Source organism: Mycobacterium sp. SMC-4, from assembly GCF_050205565.1.
Classification (GTDB): domain Bacteria; phylum Actinomycetota; class Actinomycetes; order Mycobacteriales; family Mycobacteriaceae; genus Mycobacterium.
Genome location: NZ_JBNMQU010000008.1, coordinates 1 through 19,911, shown reverse-complemented (window position 1 = coordinate 19,911; position 19,911 = coordinate 1). Strand labels below are relative to the sequence as shown.

General features: G+C 69.2%; 15 protein-coding genes and 1 pseudogene. 9 read left to right on the top strand and 7 right to left on the bottom strand.

All coding sequences use genetic code 11. The features are described 5' to 3' along the window. Window positions 1-126: 126 nt before the first annotated feature. Entirely contained in the window at window positions 127-1,944 is a 1,818-nt protein-coding gene (locus tag ACQI46_RS15025) for a phosphoenolpyruvate carboxykinase (GTP) (RefSeq protein ID WP_427094817.1), read from the top strand. A 77-nt stretch (window positions 1,945-2,021) separates the two neighbouring features. On the opposite strand, the gene ACQI46_RS15020 is transcribed toward ACQI46_RS15025, so the two are convergent. The 3 genes from ACQI46_RS15020 to ACQI46_RS15010 form a co-directional block, all read right to left on the bottom strand. Continuing rightward, a complete protein-coding gene (locus tag ACQI46_RS15020; protein WP_427094816.1) occupies window positions 2,022-3,386 on the bottom strand; it encodes an amidohydrolase in 1,365 nt (454 codons plus the stop codon). An 82-nt stretch (window positions 3,387-3,468) separates the two neighbouring features. Next, the gene (locus tag ACQI46_RS15015; protein WP_427094815.1) at window positions 3,469-5,097 is read right to left on the bottom strand and encodes a hypothetical protein; all 1,629 of its coding nucleotides are present in this window, start codon (window positions 5,095-5,097) and stop codon (window positions 3,469-3,471) included. A gap of 60 nt (window positions 5,098-5,157) precedes the next feature. After that, window positions 5,158-5,724, bottom strand: coding sequence for a TetR/AcrR family transcriptional regulator (locus ACQI46_RS15010; protein ID WP_427094814.1), 567 nt, complete (start codon window positions 5,722-5,724; stop codon window positions 5,158-5,160). Between the two features lie 97 nt (window positions 5,725-5,821). Between ACQI46_RS15010 and ACQI46_RS15005 the strand changes: the two genes are divergently transcribed. From ACQI46_RS15005 to ACQI46_RS14995, 3 genes are read left to right on the top strand one after another with little or no spacing between them, the layout of a single operon-like run. Continuing rightward, window positions 5,822-7,324: a carotenoid oxygenase family protein gene (locus ACQI46_RS15005; RefSeq protein WP_427094813.1), complete on the top strand. Its 1,503-nt coding sequence runs from the start codon at window positions 5,822-5,824 to the stop codon at window positions 7,322-7,324. 53 nt (window positions 7,325-7,377) lie between these two features. After that, complete coding sequence (gene fadD4, locus ACQI46_RS15000; RefSeq protein WP_427094812.1) at window positions 7,378-8,898, top strand: fatty-acid--CoA ligase FadD4; 1,521 nt, start codon at window positions 7,378-7,380, stop codon at window positions 8,896-8,898. Further along, window positions 8,895-9,779: an enoyl-CoA hydratase/isomerase family protein gene (locus tag ACQI46_RS14995; RefSeq protein ID WP_427094811.1), complete on the top strand. Its 885-nt coding sequence runs from the start codon at window positions 8,895-8,897 to the stop codon at window positions 9,777-9,779. Before fadD4 ends, ACQI46_RS14995 begins: the two co-directional genes overlap by 4 nt. A gap of 55 nt (window positions 9,780-9,834) precedes the next feature. Here the strand turns inward: ACQI46_RS14995 and ACQI46_RS14990 are convergent, their stop codons facing one another. Continuing rightward, on the bottom strand, window positions 9,835-10,563 hold the full coding sequence (locus ACQI46_RS14990) for an SDR family oxidoreductase (RefSeq protein WP_427094810.1): 729 nt from the start codon (window positions 10,561-10,563) through the stop codon (window positions 9,835-9,837). A gap of 86 nt (window positions 10,564-10,649) precedes the next feature. Here ACQI46_RS14990 and ACQI46_RS14985 point away from each other — a divergent pair, with 86 nt between their 5' ends. After that, window positions 10,650-11,495 (top strand): helix-turn-helix transcriptional regulator, encoded by an 846-nt coding sequence (locus tag ACQI46_RS14985; RefSeq protein ID WP_427094809.1) that lies wholly within the window; start codon window positions 10,650-10,652, stop codon window positions 11,493-11,495. Here ACQI46_RS14985 and ACQI46_RS14980 read toward each other — a convergent pair. Then, entirely contained in the window at window positions 11,458-12,618 is a 1,161-nt protein-coding gene (locus ACQI46_RS14980; protein WP_427094808.1) for an acyl-CoA dehydrogenase family protein, read from the bottom strand. The genes ACQI46_RS14985 and ACQI46_RS14980 overlap by 38 nt on opposite strands. Before the next feature lie 69 nt (window positions 12,619-12,687). On the opposite strand from ACQI46_RS14980, the gene ACQI46_RS14975 reads away from it, so the two are divergent. The 3 genes from ACQI46_RS14975 to ACQI46_RS14965 are packed head-to-tail and all read left to right on the top strand — an operon-like array spanning window position 12,688 to window position 16,169. Next, window positions 12,688-13,707, top strand: coding sequence for a MaoC family dehydratase (locus ACQI46_RS14975; protein WP_427094807.1), 1,020 nt, complete (start codon window positions 12,688-12,690; stop codon window positions 13,705-13,707). 54 nt (window positions 13,708-13,761) lie between these two features. Beyond that, window positions 13,762-14,871, top strand: coding sequence for a CoA transferase (locus tag ACQI46_RS14970; protein WP_427094806.1), 1,110 nt, complete (start codon window positions 13,762-13,764; stop codon window positions 14,869-14,871). Next, window positions 14,865-16,169 carry an amidohydrolase family protein gene (locus ACQI46_RS14965; protein WP_427094805.1) on the top strand — a complete coding sequence of 435 codons (1,305 nt, stop codon included), beginning with the start codon at window positions 14,865-14,867 and terminating at the stop codon, window positions 16,167-16,169. Before ACQI46_RS14970 ends, ACQI46_RS14965 begins: the two co-directional genes overlap by 7 nt. 1 nt (window position 16,170) lies before the next feature. On the opposite strand, the gene ACQI46_RS14960 is transcribed toward ACQI46_RS14965, so the two are convergent. Together ACQI46_RS14960 and ACQI46_RS14955 are read right to left on the bottom strand one after the other, a co-directional pair. Then, on the bottom strand, window positions 16,171-17,028 hold the full coding sequence (locus ACQI46_RS14960) for an alpha/beta hydrolase (RefSeq protein WP_427095067.1): 858 nt from the start codon (window positions 17,026-17,028) through the stop codon (window positions 16,171-16,173). Window positions 17,029-17,108: 80 nt separating this feature from the next. Beyond that, window positions 17,109-19,268: an acyl-CoA dehydrogenase gene (locus ACQI46_RS14955; protein WP_427094804.1), complete on the bottom strand. Its 2,160-nt coding sequence runs from the start codon at window positions 19,266-19,268 to the stop codon at window positions 17,109-17,111. A 148-nt stretch (window positions 19,269-19,416) separates the two neighbouring features. On the opposite strand from ACQI46_RS14955, the pseudogene ACQI46_RS14950 reads away from it, so the two are divergent. Beyond that, a pseudogene (locus ACQI46_RS14950) lies at window positions 19,417-19,911 on the top strand (alpha/beta hydrolase); the annotation flags it as partial.

The window sequence follows — 19,911 nt, the reverse complement described above, 5'->3', positions numbered from 1 at the left end:
CCACGTTAACCTCGTAGTCAGGGGACAGTCGCGACCGCCGACGATGTCGGGTTTTTCCGGTTTTTCATCTTCGGTGCCAGCGTCCTGTCAGACGCCTCGCAGGGAAAGTGCAGGGAGACGAGAAGAATGACCGCAGCGACCATTCCGGGACTGGATTCCGCACCGACTAACCACGAAGGCCTGTTGGCCTGGGTTCGCGAAGTCGCCGAGCTGACACAGCCCGAACGCGTGGTGTTCGCCGATGGCTCCGAGGAGGAGTGCGCCCGCCTGACGCAGCAGCTGGTCGACGCCGGCACCTTCCAGAAGCTCGACGACGAGAAGCAACCCAACTCGTACCTGGCCCTGTCGGACCCGTCCGACGTCGCGCGCGTCGAATCGCGCACCTACATCTGCACCGAGCGCGAGATCGACGCCGGCCCCACCAACAACTGGATGGACCCGGCCGAGATGCGCTCGATCATGACCGACCTGTACCGCGGCTGTATGCGCGGCCGCACCATGTACGTGGTGCCCTTCTGCATGGGGCCGCTGGGCGCCGAGGATCCGAAGCTGGGCGTGGAGATCACCGACTCCGCCTACGTCGTGATCTCGATGCGCACGATGACCCGCATGGGCAAGGCCGCGCTGGACAAGATGGGCGACGACGGCTTCTTCGTCAAGGCACTGCACTCGGTCGGCGCCCCGCTGGAGCCCGGCACCAAGGACGTGCCGTGGCCGTGCAACGACACCAAGTACATCACCCACTTCCCGGAGACCCGCGAAATCTGGAGCTACGGCTCGGGTTACGGCGGCAACGCGCTGCTGGGCAAGAAGTGCTACTCGCTGCGCATCGCCTCGGCGATGGCCCACGACGAGGGCTGGCTCGCCGAGCACATGCTGATCCTCAAGCTGATCTCGCCGGAGAACAAGGCCTACTACATCGCCGCGGCGTTCCCCAGTGCCTGCGGGAAGACCAACCTCGCGATGATCCAGCCGACCGTCCCGGGATGGCGCGCCGAGACCCTCGGTGACGACATCGCGTGGATGCGGTTCGGCAAGGACGGCCGGCTGTACGCGGTCAACCCCGAGTTCGGTTTCTTCGGCGTCGCACCGGGCACCAACTGGGATTCGAACCCCAACGCGATGAAGACGATCGCGGGCGGCAACACCGTGTTCACCAACGTCGCCAAGACCGACGACGGCGACGTGTGGTGGGAAGGCCTCGAGGGCGACCCGCAGCACCTGATCGACTGGAAGGGCCGCGACTGGACGCCGGATTCCGGTGAGAAGGCTGCGCACCCGAACTCGCGATACTGCACCCCGATGTCGCAGTGCCCGACGCTGGCGCCGGAGTGGGACGACCCGCAGGGCGTGCCGATCTCGGCGATCCTGTTCGGTGCGCGCCGCAAGACGACGGTGCCGCTGGTGTCGCAGGCCAACGACTGGCAGCACGGCGTGTTCATCGGCGCGACGATGGGCTCTGAGCAGACCGCCGCCGCCGAGGGCAAGGTCGGCACCGTCCGCCGCGACCCGATGGCGATGCTGCCGTTCCTCGGCTACAACGTCGGCGACTACTTCCAGCACTGGATCGACATCGGCAAGAACTCCGACGAGTCGCAGCTGCCGAAGATCTTCTTCGTCAACTGGTTCCGCCGCGGTGACGACGGCCGCTTCCTGTGGCCGGGCTTCGGCGAGAACAGCCGCGTCCTCAAGTGGGTCATCGAGCGCGTCGAGGGCAAGGCCAACGGTCAGACCACGCCGATCGGTGTGGTTCCGACGCCGGAGGACCTGGACCTCGACGGCCTGGACGTCGAGGCCGAGGATGTCGAGGCCGCGCTGGCCGTGCGTGTCGACGAGTGGCGCGAGGAGTTGCCGCAGATCGAAGAGTGGTTCGAGTTCGTCGGTGAGAAGCTGCCGACCGGCATCAAGGACGAGTTCGACGCGCTGAAGACCCGCTTGGCCTGAGTTTTTTCGCCGAGCAGACACAAAATCCCCCTTTTCCACCCGGAAGAGGGGGATTTTGTGTCTGGTCGTCGGGGGCGTCAGGTCAGATATGCCAGCGACGCGGCGATCGCCGCTTCGGTACCGGTGCGAATGGTCGGCTGGATCGCGGGTGCGAACTCCGGATTGTGGTTGCCGACCACGTTCATCCCCGGCAGGAAGCCGCCGTTGCCCCAGAAGGTGTACGGCACGCCGAACGCCACAGGGATCCGACTGAAGTCCTCCGAGGCGGGGACCTGTTCCAGTTCGTGCACCCGGTTCTCGCCGAAGGCTTGTGTGAACGCCGTCGTCACCGCGTCGGTGACCGCAGGGTCGTTGGACGTCAGCGGGAACGTGGCGATGGTTTCGAAGATCGGCTCCCGCGGTGAGCCGGACGCCTCGCATTCAGCCCGGACGATTCTCTGGATGGCACCCAGGATCGTCTCGCGGACCGAGGTGTCGTAGGTGCGCACGTTCAGCAACAGCTCCGCGCGGTCGGCGATGACGTTGGGCGAGTTTCCGACCTGCACGGAACCGACGGTCAGGACGCCGAAGTCGGCGGGTGCGATTTCCCGCGAGACGATGCCTTGCAGCCGCAGCACGATCGCCGAGGCCAACACCGCCGGGTCGACGCCCAGTTCGGGCATGGAACCGTGCGATCCCTTCCCGAACACCGTCACCTTCATGCTGTCCCCGGCCGACAGCGCGGGCCCGACCCGCGTCGCGACGTGGCCGGCTTCGGGCGCCGTCAGCACGTGCTGGGCCAGACAGACATCGGGTTTGTCGGCGGCGAGCTTGTCGACCAACCCGTCGTCGACCATGGCCTGCGCGCCCTTACCCGTCTCCTCCCCGGGTTGGAACAGCGCGATGTAAGTCCCCGACCAGGCATTCCGGTTCTGCGCCAACAGAGCAGCCGCGCCGAGCCCGGACGCGACGTGCGCGTCGTGCCCGCAGGCGTGCATCTTGCCTTCCTCCGTAGAGGAGTAGTCCAGACCGGTCGCTTCGGTCACCGGCAGGGCATCCATATCGGCGCGGAAAAAGACGCGGCGTCCCTCCCCGTTGCGGAAGATGCCGACGACGCCACCTCCGATCTGCAGGATCTCGTCGGCGCCGATCTCTTCGAGCTTCTCGGTGACTTTGGCGGCGGTCCGCGCTTCTTCGCCCCACACATCGGGATGGCGGTGCAGGTCCTTGTAGAACTCCTCCTGCCAGACCTGCACCTCGTCGATGCCGTTGGTCGCATCCCCCAACTTGGCCGGGGTCACCGACGGGTCGACCGATGGTGCGCCGGCCGGTGAGGTCTCGTCGTCCCCGGGTCCCGCGTCCGATCCGCATGCGGCGAGGAAGGCGGCGGCGGTCAGGATTCCCATGCCGCCCAGCACATCTCGACGCGAGATCGGGGGCACGGATTTGGGAACCAACCTCACCTGATCCCACCCGCACATGTGCCCGAGCGCGAACTCTCCTGGGTTACACATCGTCGCGGGTCCCTTCGTTCGGCGTGCGGAATCAATCGCAGGCCGGGTTGCCTGCGGTGGGGATGGTGACGAAGGTGATCGTTGCGGGTTCCAGCGTCAGCGCACCGGCGTCGACGGGACTCCCCGCCATGGTGGGCAACGCGTCACCGGGTCCCAGTGCCAGGGGTTGGCCGTTGAGGTTGACCGTCCGTGACTCGAGCGGATCGGACGCCAGCGCGAAGCGTTCGCCTGCCACGGGCAGATCCAGTGTCCGGGGGTTGGTGCGGTCGTTGTTGATCGCCAGCAGCGTCACCCCGCCGGGGGTGCCCGGTTGGCAGTGTGCGTAGACGTGCCTGCCCTGCTCGATCGGCACTCCGGTGTCCAGCACCGTCGGCCCCATCAGCCGCTGCCACATCAGTGCCGCCCAATAGTTGGGCTTCGGCGTGAAGTCGGTGTCGTCGAGCAGCCCGTAGTCACTGGCCACCAGCGTGTTGTGCGCGACCACCTGCACGCCTTCGCGTGCCAGCCGGCCGAGCTGATCCAGGTACCGGAAGCTGTCCAAGAAGGTTGAGGCCCAAGGGTTCCCGCCGCACGCGGCATCGGCAACCTCGGTCAGCCACATCGGCGCTCCGGGTTCGTGCCGGTCGCGCAGGCCGCCGTAGAACTCCCGTGTGGCGCTGGTGCGGCTCAGCCAGTCCTCGGTGAGTGCTTCGTCGGGGGACGTCTGCGGCATGCCTTGACCGGCGCAGCGCTGCGATGCCGCGCCGTAGTGGTGGTAGGAGAAGGCCTCCAGGCCGGGGCCGGCGGCGGCGAGCAGTTCGTCGGTCGGGATGGTGCCGGTGGTGCCGTAGGTCATGCTCCAGGGCCCGGGGGTCTCGCCGACCGAACTGGGACCGGCGATCGTCATGTCGGGCGCGGCCTGATCGGCGAATGCCTTGAACGCGTTGAAGTCCCGGCCGTAGGCGGCTGCGTCGTAGCCCGGTGGCGCACCTCCCATCGGCGCCGCGTTGGGTTCGTTGAAGAACTCGGCCGCGGTGATCTCTCCGCCGAGTGACCGCGTGTAGTCCAACCACGATTGGGCCACCGTGGGGGTCCACACGCCGTCGGGGCCGCGCGTTCCCGGGCTGATGGCGAACGAGGTCAGCACATCGGCGTCGACCGCACGCGAGAAATCCACCACACCGCGCCACTGCTCCCGGGTCAGCACACCCTCGAAACCCTCCGGCGGTTGGGCGGGCGGCGCGTCGGTGTCGGCGAAGTAGGTGGTGTTGGCCCACGTTCCGCTCACGCGGACGTAGGCCGGGCCCAGTGCGGCGGCCAGTGCCCGCAGTCGCGCGTTGGCCAGGTCCAGCGGCGGCCGGTACTGATAGATGTTGGGGTCCATGCCCTCTGGAGTGAACGTCTCCTGGCCGGGAGGGGGCGGGGTGTCGGGCGCGTCGTACGGCTTCCAGAACGCGCCGCCGGTCACCTCGAGCATCTCGACGTTGTAGGACTGATAACGCTCGTCGACGGTCCCCAACTGTCCCAACGACGCAGGGTCGATCGACGTGGTGCTGTCCTGCCCCGGTGACGTCGCGCCGGTGGGAGAGGGGGCGTCGTCGTCCTGCCCGGAGGTCCCGCAACCGGCGGCGGTCAACGTGATCACCGCCAGTGCGGCTCCGACCGATCTCAGATTCTTCATCGCGCCTCCGGGTCCGATGAAGGCTCTATCTCCGAGGAGACCGGCTCTAAACCTCGTAATTCAGCCGGCGATGATCGCGTGCGCGACGGTCTGGCCGACCTCCTCGTCGGTCAGCGTGCTGTTCTCGATCAGCGAGTGGGACAGCACCGCGCGCACCATCACTTCCGCGGCCTGGGCCATGCTGACCCGGAGTCGGTGCGCGTCGACGGCGGCGGTCGGTGTCACCGCGCTCGCGACGGTCTGCACGAGGTCCATCCGCGAGTCCCCGACCGACAGCACGGCGTGCAGCAGCCAGTGCGGTTCGTGATCGCGGACGTAGGTGAACGCGGCGTGGTTGCGCAGATATCGCAGTGCCGAGACGACGATGGCCGCGACAAGAGCGGATGGCTCGGCCGTCGCGGCGGTGACGTCGGGGTCGGACTGCACCGCGGCCAGCATCAGACCGATCTCGTGGGCGGCGACGGCTCCGATCAGGCCGTCCTTGTCGCCGAACTCCCGGTATGCCGTGGCGCGCGAGACGCGCGCGTGCGCGGCGACCTGGCTGAGCGTCAGCGCGTCGACGCCGTGCGCGGCGATGAGGCTCAACGCGGAGTGCCGCAGCGCGTCGAACGACCGGGTGGAGGGCATCACGGCATTTTTACCGGAGACGCCGGGCGGTCGAGGTGTTGACCGACAGACTCTGGTGAGACTAATTTGAGTTTGAGTCTCAGCAAGGAGAACCGGCGTGACCGCATCGCTCGAGCCCTCGATAGATCTGACCCCGTTCCCCGCGTTGCGCCGCTACCTCGAATCGCTGCCGGAGGACGAGCGGCGGTCCGCCCACGCGGACCTGTCGCGGCTGGGCCCGGCGGATCTGAGCAGCCTCGGGGTCAGCGAACCGCAACCCGTCGAACACGACTACCGCGTCGAACAGATCGAGGGCACCATCGCGGCCGACCTGCGCGGCACGCTGTACCGCAACGGTCCGGGGCGTTGGGAGGACCACACCGGCCGTCCGCTCCACCATCTGTTCGACGGCGACGGCATGCTCTCGGCGTTCACCATCGACGCGGACGGTTTGCACTACCGCAACCGGTACGTCCGCACCCGTCACTTCCGGGGCAAGGGCACGGTCAGCCACATGGGGACCGCCGCGCCGGGCGGATGGCGGTCCAACATCGGCCGGGTGCCGCCGAATCTGGCCAACACCAACGTCGTCAAGCACGCCGGGCACCTCTACGCGCTGTGGGAGGGCGGTCCACCCTACGAGGTCGACCCCGACACCCTCGAGACCCGTGGGGTCCGCCGGTTCGGCGGCGAATTACGTTGGCTGGGTTCGTATTCCGCGCACCCGAGCTTCTGCCCGGCCAGCGGGGCGATGTTCAACTTCGGAGTCGAGTTGATCCCGCGGCCACACTTGCGGATCTACCGGACCGACCGCACCGGCCGTCTGAAGCACTTCCGGTCGGCGCCGTTGCCCTACGCGGCGATGGTGCACGACTTCGCGATCACTGAACGGTATCTGGTGTTCCTCGTTTCGCCGCTCATTCCCGACGCGATGGCGGTGGCGCTCGGCCGGGCCCCGATCGGTGACACGCTGCGCTACCGACCCGACCGCGGCAGCGTGTTCCTGCTCGTGCCGCGCGGCGGCGGCCCGATCCGCCGCGTCGAACATGACGCGGTGCTGCAATTCCACCTGAGCAATGCGTTCGACGACGGCGGTGACGTCGTCGTCGACGCCATCACCTACGGCGACGGCCGGCTGGTCGAGCGCATCGCGCGGTTCCACACGAGCTCGCTGGCCGATGCGCCGTCGGAGTTCACGCGGTTCCGGGTCACCGCCTCCGGCCGCGTCCTCGCCGAGCCGCTGAGCGACAGCCCGTGCGAGTTCCCGCGTCACCATCCCGGTTACGAAGGCCGGCCACACCGGTACGCGTACTTCAACACCCGTCGGCGCCTCGGCGCGTTCTACGACACGGTCACCAAGCTGGACCTGACAGACCGCAGCGAGCGGCACTATCCGGCCTCCGCGCCGGGCAACAGCTTCTGCGAGCCGGTGTTCACCCCGCGCCCGGGCGCCACCGACGAGGACGACGGCTGGTTGCTGACCGTCGAGTACCAGGCCGACCGGCACACCTCACGCCTGGTGATCCTCGACGCGCAAGACCCGTCGGCGGGGCCGCTGGTCACTGCGCAGCTGACCCACCACATCCCGCAGGGCTTCCACGGCAACTTCGCGCCCGCGTGAGGATTGCGTACCACACTTGACGCCTGTCAAGTGGTCTTGAGTACAGTCAGGCCATGCAGATCCGCGACACCGCCGTTGCCACCCCCGACAAGCCCGCGATCATCATGTATCCGTCCGGGACGATCGTGACCTTCGGCGAGCTCGAGGCCCGCGCGAACCGGTTGGCGCACCTGTTCCGCGAGGCCGGTCTGGTCGAGGGCGACGCTGTCGCGATCCTGATGGAGAACAACGAGCACATCCACGCCGTCATGTGGGCCGCCCGCCGCGCCGGCCTCTACTACGTCCCCATCAACACCCACCTGACCGCGGCCGAGGCCGCGTACATCATCGACAACAGCAACGCCAAGGCCATCGTCGGCTCGGCCAAGCTCAAAGACACCCTGGCCGGCCTCGAAGCCGAACTCCCCCACGGGCTGCCCGGCCTGCTGGTGATCGCCGACGGCGCACTGGAGGGCTGGCTGAGTTACCCCGAATGCGTTGCCGAGCTGCCCGACACCCCGATCGCCGACGAGATCGAAGGCGACCTGCTGCAGTACTCGTCGGGCACCACCGGCCGGCCGAAGGGCATCAAGCGCGAGCTCCCGCACGTCCACCCGTCGGAATCACCCGGCCTGATGGCCGCGCTGGTGTCGTTCTGGATGCACCCGGACGCCGTCTATCTCAGCCCCGCCCCGCTGTACCACACCGCACCCTCGGTGTGGTCGATGCAGACCCAGGCCGGCGGCATCACCACCGTCGTCATGGAGAAGTTCGACCCCGAGGGCACGCTCGACGCCATCGCCAAACACAAAGTGACACATGGCCAGTTCGTTCCGGTCATGTTCACCCGGATGCTCAAGCTGCCCGAAGAGGTCCGCACGTCCTACGACGTGTCCAGCCTCGAGCGCGTCATGCACGCCGCGGCGCCGTGCCCGGTCGAGATCAAGAAGCAGATGATCGACTGGTGGGGCCCGATCGTCGACGAGTACTACGCGTCCTCGGAAGCCCACGGCTCCACGTTGATCACCGCCGAGGAGTGGCTCACCCATCCCGGCTCGGTCGGCCGGCCGCTGACCGGAACCCTGCACATCTGCGACGAGGACGGCAACGAGCTGCCGCCCGGGCAGGCCGGCGAGATCTACTTCGAGGGCGGCTACGACTTCGAGTACCTCAACGACCCGACCAAGACGCAGTCCTCGCGGCACCCGCGCGGCTGGAAAACGGTGGGGGACATCGGCTACGTCGACGAAGAGGGCTACCTCTACCTGACCGACCGCCGCCACCACATGATCATCTCCGGCGGCGTGAACATCTATCCGCAGGAGGCCGAGAACCTTCTGGTCACCCATCCGAAGGTGATGGACGCCGCCGTGTTCGGGGTGCCCGACGACGAGATGGGCCAGCGGGTCAAGGCCGTCGTGCAGACCGTGGATCCCGCCGACGCGACACCGGAGTTCGGCGAGGAGCTGATCGGCTGGTTGCGGGATCGCCTGGCGCACTACAAGTGTCCGCGGACGATCTCGTTCGAAGCGCAGCTGCCGCGCACCGATACCGGCAAGCTCTTCAAGCAGGAGCTGATAAAGAAGTACTCGTGAAGCATGTCCGCGTCGCTGACGGCGCGCTCGTCGAAGCCGAGTCCGCTGACGACGCCACGTTCTCCCTGACCGAAGCGCCCACCGACGACCGACGTGCGGTCACGGTGGATTCGGTCGAGACCGAGCTGACCGACATCGCGCACCGGGTGGCGCACTGGCCCCAGACCGCAGCGGTGTGCGACGACGTGCTGCGTGCGCTGGACCCGTCGGCGCCGGCATTCGTGGGTGTGGTCACCGAATCCCTGGCGTATTCGACGCTGCAGTCCGGCGCCGAGTTCGCGCGCTGGCTGGCCGATCGGGGCCCGGCGCGAGTGCCGGCCATCGTGGACCCGGTGCTCGCCGAGCGCGTCGACGACTGTCTGCGCATCGCGTTCAACCGGCCGCAGCGCCACAACGCGTTCTCCACCGACGCGCGCGCCGCGCTGCTGGACGCCCTCGAGGTCGCGCGCGTGGACCCGTCGGTGCGCGAAGTCGTCCTGACCGGGAACGGACCGTCGTTCTGCAGCGGCGGGGACCTCGCCGAGTTCGGCAGCTTCACCGACCCGGCCAGTGCGCATCTGGCCCGCACCCGGCACAGCCCGGCGCTGGTGCTCGACGAGATCACCGCGCGGCTGGGCCCCGCGTGCCGCGCCGAGATCCACGGTCAGGTGCAGGGCAGCGGCCTGGAGATGGCCGCGTTCTGCGGCTGGGTGCGGTGTCATCCCGACGCGGTGCTGGGGCTGCCGGAGCTGGCGCTGGGGTTGATCCCGGGCGCGGGCGGCACCGTCAGCATCACGCGGCGCATCGGGCGTTGGCGTACAGCGTATTTGGTGCTGTCCGGTCGCTCGATCGATGCCCCCACGGCGCTGCAGTGGGGGCTGGTCGACGAGGTTCTCCCGTGATTTCGGCGTGGTTGTCGTCGCTGAGCGCACGCAACCACGCCGAAATCGCAGGGGATCAGCGCTGGCGGGCCGGGCGGACGATCAGCTCGTTGACGTCGACATCGGCGGGCTCGTCGATCGCGTAGGCGATCGCCCGCGCGATGGCGTCCGGCGGGATCGCCGCAGCGCGGTAGTCGCGCATGGCCGCCGCGGCCGAAGGATCGGTGATCGTGTCGGCCAGTTCGCTTTCCACGACGCCGGGGGACACCGTGGTGACCCGGATCGACGGATCCGCCTCTTGCCGAAGCCCTTCGGTGATCGCCCAGGCCGCGAACTTGGTGCCCGAATACACCGCTGCGGTCGGGACCACCTCGTGCGCACCGATGGACGCCACGGTGATGAAGTGACCGCTGCCCTGACGCTGGAAGTGCGGCAGAGCGGCCGCGATACCGTGCAGCAGTCCGCGGACATTGACGTCGATCATGCGGTCCCACTCCTCGACGAGCAGCGCGTCCAGCGGGGACAGCGGCATGACTCCGGCATTGTTGACGAGGACGTCGACGCGTCCGTGGTTGTGCACGGCGGCGTCGACGAACGCCGCGACGTCGGCGCGGTCGGTCACGTCCAGTCGCCGCACCTCGATGCTGCCGCCGGCCTCGCCGATCCGACCGGCCAACTGCTGGAGGCGGTCTTCGCGCCGTGCACCCGCGACCACGTGATGTCCGTCGGCGGCCAACCGTTCGGCCACGGCTTCGCCGATTCCACTGCTTGCGCCGGTGACCAGAATGATCTTCTTTTCGCTCATTTCTCCAGCGTCGAGCAGCCGCGCCTCGACAACCAGGGTGCGCTACACCCAGGAAGCGGTGCGGTGCAGCTCCTACCCTGGAATCCGTGGCCGAACTCGGGGAGTACCTCAAGAGTCGCCGCGCCGCGCTGCGCCCCGCCGATGTCGGCCTGACCAGCGTCGGCGTGCGACGCGTCCCGGGTCTGCGCCGCGAGGAGGTCGCGATGCTGGCCGGTGTCAGCGTCGACTACTACGGCCGGCTCGAGCAGGGCCGGGAACGCTCCCCGTCGGTGCAGGTCCTCGATGCGCTGGCCGCGACACTGCGGCTGGACGACGACGGGCGCAGCCACCTGTTCCGGCTCGCCGGGCTCGCGCCGCGTGCCCAGGGCGGCGCGGTGCCCGACCGTGTCGACCCGGCGTTGCTGCGGTTGATGGAGGCGTGGCCGGACAACCCGGCGCTGGTCTACAACCGGGCCTACGACATCCTGGCGGTGAACCCGTTGGCCGAGGCGCTGTTCGGAGATCTGGGCGCGACGGGCAACATGATGCGACTGATCTTCACCGACCCGCGGGCGCGCGAGTTCTATGCCGACTGGCCGGCCGTGGCGCGCAACGCGGTCGCCGGGTTCCGGATGGGTCACAGCGCCGCCCCGGACGACCCCCGTATTCGCGCGGTCCTCAGTGAACTGCTGGACTCCGGCGACGACTTCCGATCCCTCTGGGAGCAGCAGGATGCGCGACGGAAATCGTTGAGCAGCAAGACGTTCTGCCATCCCGCGGTCGGTACGTTGACGCTGAGCATGCAGACCTTCGACGTGCGCTCCACGCCGGGGCAGGAACTCGTCGTCTACGACGCCGAACCCGCCACCCCCAGCGCCGACGCGCTCAAGCTGCTCGGCAGCATCGCCGCGACCGTCAGAGACCACCCCGGGCAACCAGCTGCGCAGCAATGACGTTGCGCTGGATTTCGTTGGTGCCCTCGCCGACGATCATCAGCGGCGCGTCCCGGAAGTACCGTTCGACGTCGTACTCGGTGGAGTATCCGTAGCCGCCGTGGATGCGTACCGCGTTCAGCGCGATCTCCATCGCCACCTCGGACGCGAACAGCTTGGCCATCCCGGCCTCCATGTCGGCGCGCTCACCGCTGTCGTAGCGGTCGGCCGCATGCAGCGTGAGCTGGCGCGCCGCAGTCAGTTTCGTCGCCATGTCGGCCAGGTAATTGCCGATGGACTGGTGCTTCCAGATGGGCTGACCGAAGCTCTCCCGCTCCTGCGCGTAGCGCAGCGCATCGTCGAGCGCCGCGGTGGCGACCCCGAGCGCGCGCGAGGCCACCTGGATGCGGCCGGTTTCCAACCCCTTCATCATCTGCGCGAAACCTTTGCCCGGCTCACCGCCCAGGATGGCCGACGCCGGCACCCGGCAGTCCTCGAAGACCAGCTCGCAACTCTCCACGCCCTTGTAGCCCAGCTTCGGCAGGTCGCGCGACACCGACATGCCCGTCATACCCTGCTCGACCAGCACCACCGAGATGCCGCGATGCCGCGGCGAGGCAGCCGGATCCGTCTTGCACAGCAGCGCGATCAACCCCGACCTGCGCGCGTTGCTGATCCACGTCTTGGCGCCGTTGATGCTCAGCCCGCCCCCTTCGGACGGCAGCGCGGTCGTCGTCATGTTCTGCAGATCAGAGCCGCCGCCCGGCTCGGTCAACGCCATCGTCGCCCGCATCTCGCCGGTGGCCAACTGCGGCAGATAGCGCTGCTTCTGGTCGTCTGTGCCGAACAGGTCGAGGAGCTTCGCGACCACGCTGTGCCCGCCCATCGCCCCGGCCAGACTCATCCAGCCGCGCGCCAACTCCTGCGTGACCAGCACATAGCAGCGGGTCGACACCGGCGTCCCGCCGAATTCCTCCGGCACCGCCAGACCGTAGATGCCGATGCGCTTCATCTGTTCGATCCACGCCTCGGGGTAGGTGTTCGCATGCTCCACGTCGCGCACCGTCGGCCTGACGTCGCGGTCGATGAAGGTCCGCACGGTTTCGACCAGCATGGCCTCTTCGTCGCTCAACCGGTCGTCCACTTGGCCTCCTTGCCTCGCTGATGCCGTCGACGGTAAACCTACGGCCCCTTTGACACCCTCCAGAAGCCGATGCCAGCATGGCCGATTGTGACTGTGAACGGCCAATTCGCCGACGGCCCCTACTTCGAAGACCTGCACGTCGGGCAGGTGTTCGACTCCGCGCCCTCGATGACGCTGACTCCCGGCGCCGCCGCCGTGCACCAGAGCATCCTCGGCGACCGGTTGCGGCTGCCGCTGGACGCCGAGCTCAGCGCGGCGGTCCTCGGGGGCACGGCCGCGCTGGCGCACCCGGGATTCGTGTGTGACGTCGCGATCGGCCAGTCCACGCTGGTCACCCAGCGCGTGAAAGCCAACCTGTTCTACCGGGGCCTGCGCTTCTACCGCTTCCCGCTCATCGGCGACACGCTGTTCACCCGCACCGAAGTCGTTGGGCTGAAACAGAATTCCGTCAAACCCGGCCGGCCCGCGACCGGCCTGGCCGCCCTGCGGATGACCACCATCGACGGGCTGGGCCGGCTGGTGCTCGACTTCAACCGCTGCGCGATGCTGCCGTTGCGGGACGACGCCGTCGACACCGGTCACCGCGACGACCTCTCGACCATCGGGACCGACCTCGGACCCGACCCGGACCCGACCGCCGACTGGAACGCTGACGCGTTCCGCGCCCGGGTCGCGGGGCCGCATTTCGATGCGTCGTTGGCCGGCGCGGTCGGCCACAGCACGGCCGACGTTGTCAGCAGCGCACCGGAATTGGCGCGTCTGTCCCTGAACATCGCGGCCACCCACCACGATTCGCGGGTGGCCGGACAACGTCTGGTGTACGGCGGGCACACCATCGGCCTTGCGCTGGCACAGGCGTGCCGGCTGCTTCCCAACCTGGTCACCGTGCTGCAGTGGGAATCCTGCGACCACACCGGCCCGGTGCACGAGAACGACACCCTCTACAGCCAGCTGACCGTCGAATCCGCGGACCCGCTCGCGGACGGCCGCGGCGGTCTGCTGCGGCTGCGGTCGGTGGTGCACGCGGCGGCCGCCGACGGTGCAGATCGGCAGGTGCTGGACTGGCGGTTCACCGGGCTCCTGTTCTGAGCCGCCTTCTGAGCCGCGTGTTCTGAGCGGCCGCCGGTCGCCCACAATGGAGCCGTGACCTCCGTAGCCGTGCCCGGCGCCGTGCTCGAGCGCGCGCGTGCCGTCGCGCGCGAGGTGACCGACCTGGCCGCCGTGGAGGTCGATGCGAGTGAACTGCTGCTCGGCCGCGCCGCGCTGCTCGGCCTGCAGAACCGTGGCCGGATCTCGGCCGGGGGCGCATCGCGGCTTTTGCAGGGCCCGGACGGATGGTGTGCGCTGACGCTGTCGCGTCCCGACGACGTCGACGCCGTCCCGGCCCTGGTGGAGGCCGACGCCATCACCGACCCATGGGACGTCGTGCAGCAGCGGGTGCGCGAGGTGGGGGTGGCCGAGTTCGCGCAGCGCGCCCGCCTGCTCGGGCTGCCCGTCGGTGTGCTCGGCGAGGCGGTCGCGCAGACTCCGGTTGTTCAGCCGATGGGCCGGCCCGCGACGCTTCCGCTGACCGACGCGCTGGTGGTGGATCTGTCGTCGATGTGGGCGGGCCCGTTGTGCGGCGCGCTTCTGGCTCGTGCCGGGGCGACCGTGGTGAAGGTGGAGACGGCGGCCCGCCCGGACGGCACCCGATCGGGACCGCGGGCGTTCTTCGACTGGATCAACGGCGACAAGCTGTCGTACTGCGCGGATCTCACCCGCCCGGCCCCGCTGCAGGCCCTGCTGTCGGTCGCGGACATCGTCATCGAATCGTCCCGGCCCGACGCGCTGCGCCGGCGCGGGCTCGGACCGCACCAGGTGCCGGCCCGGCCGGGGCGGGTGTGGTTGCGCATCACCGGCCACGGCACCGACGGACCCCGCGCCGAGCAGGTGGCTTTCGGCGACGACGCCGCCGTGGCGGGCGGTCTGGTCGACGGGCCGGCCGATACTCCGCTGTTCTGTGGGGACGCGATCGCGGACCCGCTGACCGGACTGCATGCGGCGCACGCGGTGCTGGCCTCCCGGCACCGCGGCGGAGGTGACCTGATCGACATGTCGATGGCCGCAGTCGCCGCCGGCTACGCCCACCTGCCCCGCGGGAACCCGGTCGCCGCCGGGAGCGCCCCGGATATCCGCAGGCGCGCAACAAATCTGGGCGACGACAACGACGCCGTCGATCGCATCGTCGCCGACCGTCTGGCCGGCGCGTGCTGATCACCGGCGCGACACTGCTGGACGGCACCCGCACCGATATTCGCGTCGATCAGCGCATCGTCCAGATGGCACCCCAATTGCGACCGTTGGCAGGCGAATTCGTGTTCGATGCGGCCGGTGGCACCGTGTTGCCGGGGCTGCACGACCACCATCTCCATGTGCGGGCCGCCGCGGCGGCGCGGGCGTCGGTGCGTGTCGGACCGGAGGAGGTCACCGACCTTGCCCATCTGGGCCGCGTGCTCGGCGCGGCCGTGCGGGACCGCAGCGGCTGGGTGCGGGCGGTCGGCTATCACGACGCCGCCGCCGGACCGCTGGATCGCCGGGTACTCGACACCGTCTGCCCCGACAAACCGGTGCGCGTCCAACACCGCAGCGGCGTGCAGTGGTTCGTCAACTCGGCCGGCCTGAGACGGCTGGGCCTGTCCGATCACCCCGACGGGGTGCTGGCCAGCGCCGACCCGCGCTGGTCGGTGGCGCTGCAGCGCGCCGAACCGGACCTGGCAGCGTTCAGTGCGCAGCTCTGCGCCTACGGCGTCACCGGAATCACCGACGCCACACCCGATCTCGACGAGGACGGTGCCGCCGCCCTCTACGACGCCGTGCGCCGCGGCGAGCTGCGGCAACGGCTGCACATCCTGGCGCCGGGCAAACGCATCCTGCACGACGACGCGCTGGATCTCGACGAACTCACCGCGTGGATCGCCGACCGGCACGCCGCCGACGTCCCCGTGGCGTTGCACTGCGTGACCGCCGCGCAGCTGATCGTGGCGCTGGAAGCCCTGCGGTGCGCGGGCGTTCATGCCCACGACCGCATCGAGCACGCCGCAGTGGTCCCCGACGACAGCCTCGCGGGGCTGGCCGCCAGCGGCGCCACCGTGGTCACCCAACCCAATTTCGTGGCCGAACGCGGTGACCAGTACCTGATCGAGGTGCCGCCCGCCGAACATCACGAGCTGTGGCGGGTGGCGTCGCTGCTGCGGGCCGGCATTCCGGTCGCACTGTCGACAGACGCCCCGTTCGGTGACCCCGATCCCTGGGCGGCCATGCGGGCCGCCGTGCACCGGAACACCCGCTCCGGCGTCACTCTAGCTGCGGCGGAGCGCATTTCGGCCGCCGAAGCCCTGACGATGTTCACCGGAACAGCCCAGCAGCCCGCCGTCGCCCGCACCGTCGCGGTGGGGGCACCGGCGGATCTGTGTGTTCTGGCCACCACACCGGAGCAGGCCCTCGCGGCGCTGGACGCCCACACGGTCGCGGCGACCGTCATCGGCGGCGAGATGGTCTACCGGCGAGCCTGAATCAGGCCGCCGCCGGAGCGAACACTTCCCGCAGCAGTGCGCACTGGCTGGCGAAGAAGTCCAGCGACACTTGCGCTTTCGGCGCGATCCCGTCGAACCCGTGGAAGGCGCCGTCGACCACCATCACCTCGCAACGGACACCGGCATCGCGCAGCCGCTGCGCGTAGGCCACGTCTTCGTCGTGGAACAGATCCAGGGTGCCGACCCCGATCCACGCCGGTGGCAGGCCGGCCAGATCGGTGCGCCGAGCCGGCACCGCGACGTCACGGTCGGCGTCTTTGAGATACGCCGACCAGCCGAACCGGTTACTCGAGTTGTTCCACAGCCGGTGGCCGGGGTTGTCGAGGCCGGTGCGGTCGACCGTCCGGTCGTCGAGCATCGGATACACGAGAATCTGTGCGGCCACGGCTATCTCGCCGCGGTCGCGGGCCAGCAACGCGAGCGCCGCGGCCAGTCCACCACCGGCGCTGGCACCGCCGATCGCAACGCGCGCCGGGTCCACCGAGGGCAGCGCGGCCAGCCACTGCAGGGCGGCGTAGCAGTCCTCCAGCGGTGTCGGATACGGATGTTCGGGTGCCAAGCGGTAATTGACCGCGACCACGGTGATGCCGAGTTCGCGGGCGAAGCGGCGACACAGCACATCGTCCTGCGCGGCGTCGCCGATCACGTAGCCACCGCCGTGGATCCACAGCAGGGCCGGTCCCGGTCGGTTCCCCGCGGAGGGCCGGTGCAGGCGCACCTCGACCCCGGAGGCCAGCGTGAGCGCCTCGACGTCGTTGCGCGCGTTGCGCCACATCAACCGGCTGGCTGCCCGTACGAACGGAAGCGTGACCGGGGTGATCATCTGTTTGGGCAGCATGCGCGCACTGCGGCGCAGTTCGGGATGGAACTCGGCTTTCGGCACCCGCCCAGTATGCGCACCGCGGCCGTCGGTGTGGCTCACTTCAGCAACGGATCGCGCGGCAGGCCGAGGATCCGCTCGGCGATGCTGTTGCGCGTGATCTCGGAGGTGCCGCCGGCGATCGTCATCGCACGGTTGCCCATGTAGGCCCGCGCCAGCAGCGGATTGCGCCCGGTGACCGCGTCCGTCCCGGCCAACTCGAAGGCCAACTCGGTGAGCCGCTGCCCCGACTCGGCGACCAGTAGCTTGGTCACGTTCCCCTCCGGTCCCGGCTCCGAGCCCGCGATGGCCCGCGTGGCGCGGCGCAGGTTGAGCAGCTTGAGTGTGTGCAGTTCGGCGAGTACCTCCGCGGCACGCCGGACGTGCGTCTGGCCCGTCGGGGCCGCGTCGAGCATCGCGACCAGGTCAGCGGGAGCGACGGCCGTCGGAGCGCCGGATCCGCCTCCGATCGACACCCGCTCGTTGCCCAGCGTCGCGCGCGCCACCAGCCAGCCCTTGTTCACGTCGCCGACGACATCGCTGTCCGGCACGAACACGTCGTCGAAGAACACCTCGTTGAAGTGGGAGTCACCGGTGATGCCGCGCAGCGGGTTCACCGTCACCCCGTCGGCGGACATGTCGATCGCCATCATCGTGACGCCGGCATGCTTGGGGGCATCGAAATCGGTGCGCACCGTCGCCAGGCCCCACTGGCACATGTGGGCGAGGCTGGTCCACACCTTCTGCCCCGTGATGCGCCAACCGCCGTCGACCTTCTTGGCCGACGTCCGCACTGCCGCCGCATCCGAGCCGGCGCCCGGCTCGGAGAACAGCTGGCACCACATCACCTGACCACGCAGCACCGGTTCCACCCAGCGGTCGCGCTGCTCGTCGGTGCCGGCTTGGGCGATGGTCAGCGCCACCCATCCGGTGATGCCCATGTCGGGGCGCTCGATGTCGGCGAACTCCTCCTCGATGACCAGCTGCTCGAGGACGTCGGCGCCGCGACCCCACGGCTTGGGCCAGTGCGGCACCAGATAACCCGACTCGACCAGCGCGTCGCGCTGCTCGTCGGCGGGCAGCGCCCCGATACGGCGGGCGGCCTCCCGCGCCTGGCTGCGGTGCTCGTCGGCCTCGGGCGGCAACGAGAACGACGCGCCGCGCGCCAGCCTGCGCCGCTGCAGGTCGACCACGTCCAGAGCCGGGTCGGCGCCGTCGGACAACAACGCCGAGAGCGTACGAGCCCGGCGCAGATACAGGTGTGCGTCGTGCTCCCACGTGAACCCGATGCCGCCGTGGAGTTGAATGTTGTTCTGTGCGTTGAAGATCTGGGCGCGCGACGCCAGCGTTGCGGCCACCGCGGCGGCGAACTGTGCGCCGTCGAGGTCGTCGGAACGTGCGGCGTCCCAAACTGCGGCGGTGGCGGTCTCGGCATGCACCAGCATGTTGGCGGCATGGTGTTTGACGGCCTGGAAGGTGCCGATGGTGCGACCGAACTGTTCGCGCACCTTGGCGTACTCGACGGCCATCTCCAGGGTCGCCCAGCTGACACCGACCGCCTCGGCAGCGGCCAGGATGCGGAACACCGCCCGCGCCCGGTCGGCGGCCCCGCGCAGCACCCGGTCCGGTGCCACCGACACCTCGGTGAACTCGACAGAACCCAGGGTGCGGGTGGTGTCGAGGGAATCCAGGCCGGTCACGGACACGCCGTCGGCGCCGCGATCGACGATCACGACGTCCTCATCTGCGAGAACCATCAGCACGTCGGCGTCCGGCGCGCCCAGCATCGCCGCGACCCGGCCGGAGACGACACCGTCGGCGACGGTCACCGACCCGCCCGTCGCGAAGCCGGCCACCGTGTCACCGCCGGCCAGCGCGGGCAGCAGCGCCCGGCGCAGCGCGTCGTCACCGCAGCGGTCGATCACCACTGCGGCGGTCACCGTCGGCAGGAACGGGCCGGGGCACAACCGTCGGCCCTGGCATTCCAGCACCACGGCCAGTTCGGCCAGGCCGAAACCCGACCCGCCGTGCTGTTCGGCCACCGCGAGCCCGGTCCAACCGAGTTCGGCTGCGGCCGACCATAATTCGGCGGGATGGGACGAGGCATCGGACAGTGTCGCGCGAGCCTGCCCCAGCGCGTCGAGTCGGTCGAGTTGGCCGGCCGCGGCATCGGCGAGGGCAAGGTGGTCATCGGTGATCGCAAGAGCGGACTTACTCACGACGACTGAACCTACCGATGTGCCGTCGGACGGCGGGAAACGCACAGAAATGTGACTGGGGTCACAAATTGACTACGGACAAAAAATGAGTAGACAACTTCGCTCCGATTGTCAGTTTGAGTTCCGCTACCGGGGGTACGCTCGCGCCATGACGGAACGACCGGACGTCCGGTACCCGGGTCCCACCCTCACCACCCGCCTCCAATGGTTGCTGAAGGCCGGCCCGTCGGACTACATGCTGGCCGCCAGCGTCGCCTCGGCGTCCCTGCCGGTCATCGGCAAACACCTTGAGCCACTGGGAGCTTTGGCCGCCGCGGCCATCTGGGGCTCGCGCCATGCGCCGGACTTCCTGTCCGCGACCACGAAGTCGTTGCTGAATCCGGTCGACCCGCAGCTCAAGCAGTCGGAGCGGGACTGCACCAACGAGGTCACCGAGGCCGCCTTGCGGGGCATCGTGAACCCACAGGACCTCCAGATCGAATGGCCCGCCGCCGATCGCAAGCCGCCGCTGTGGCGCATGCGCGACCATCGACGCCACGTGCACAAGACCTCCGTGCGCTACGGCCCCCGGCCGTCGCAACTACTCGACGTGTGGCGGCGCGACGAACGCAACGGGGCCGCCGAACGCAACCGCCGCCTGGAC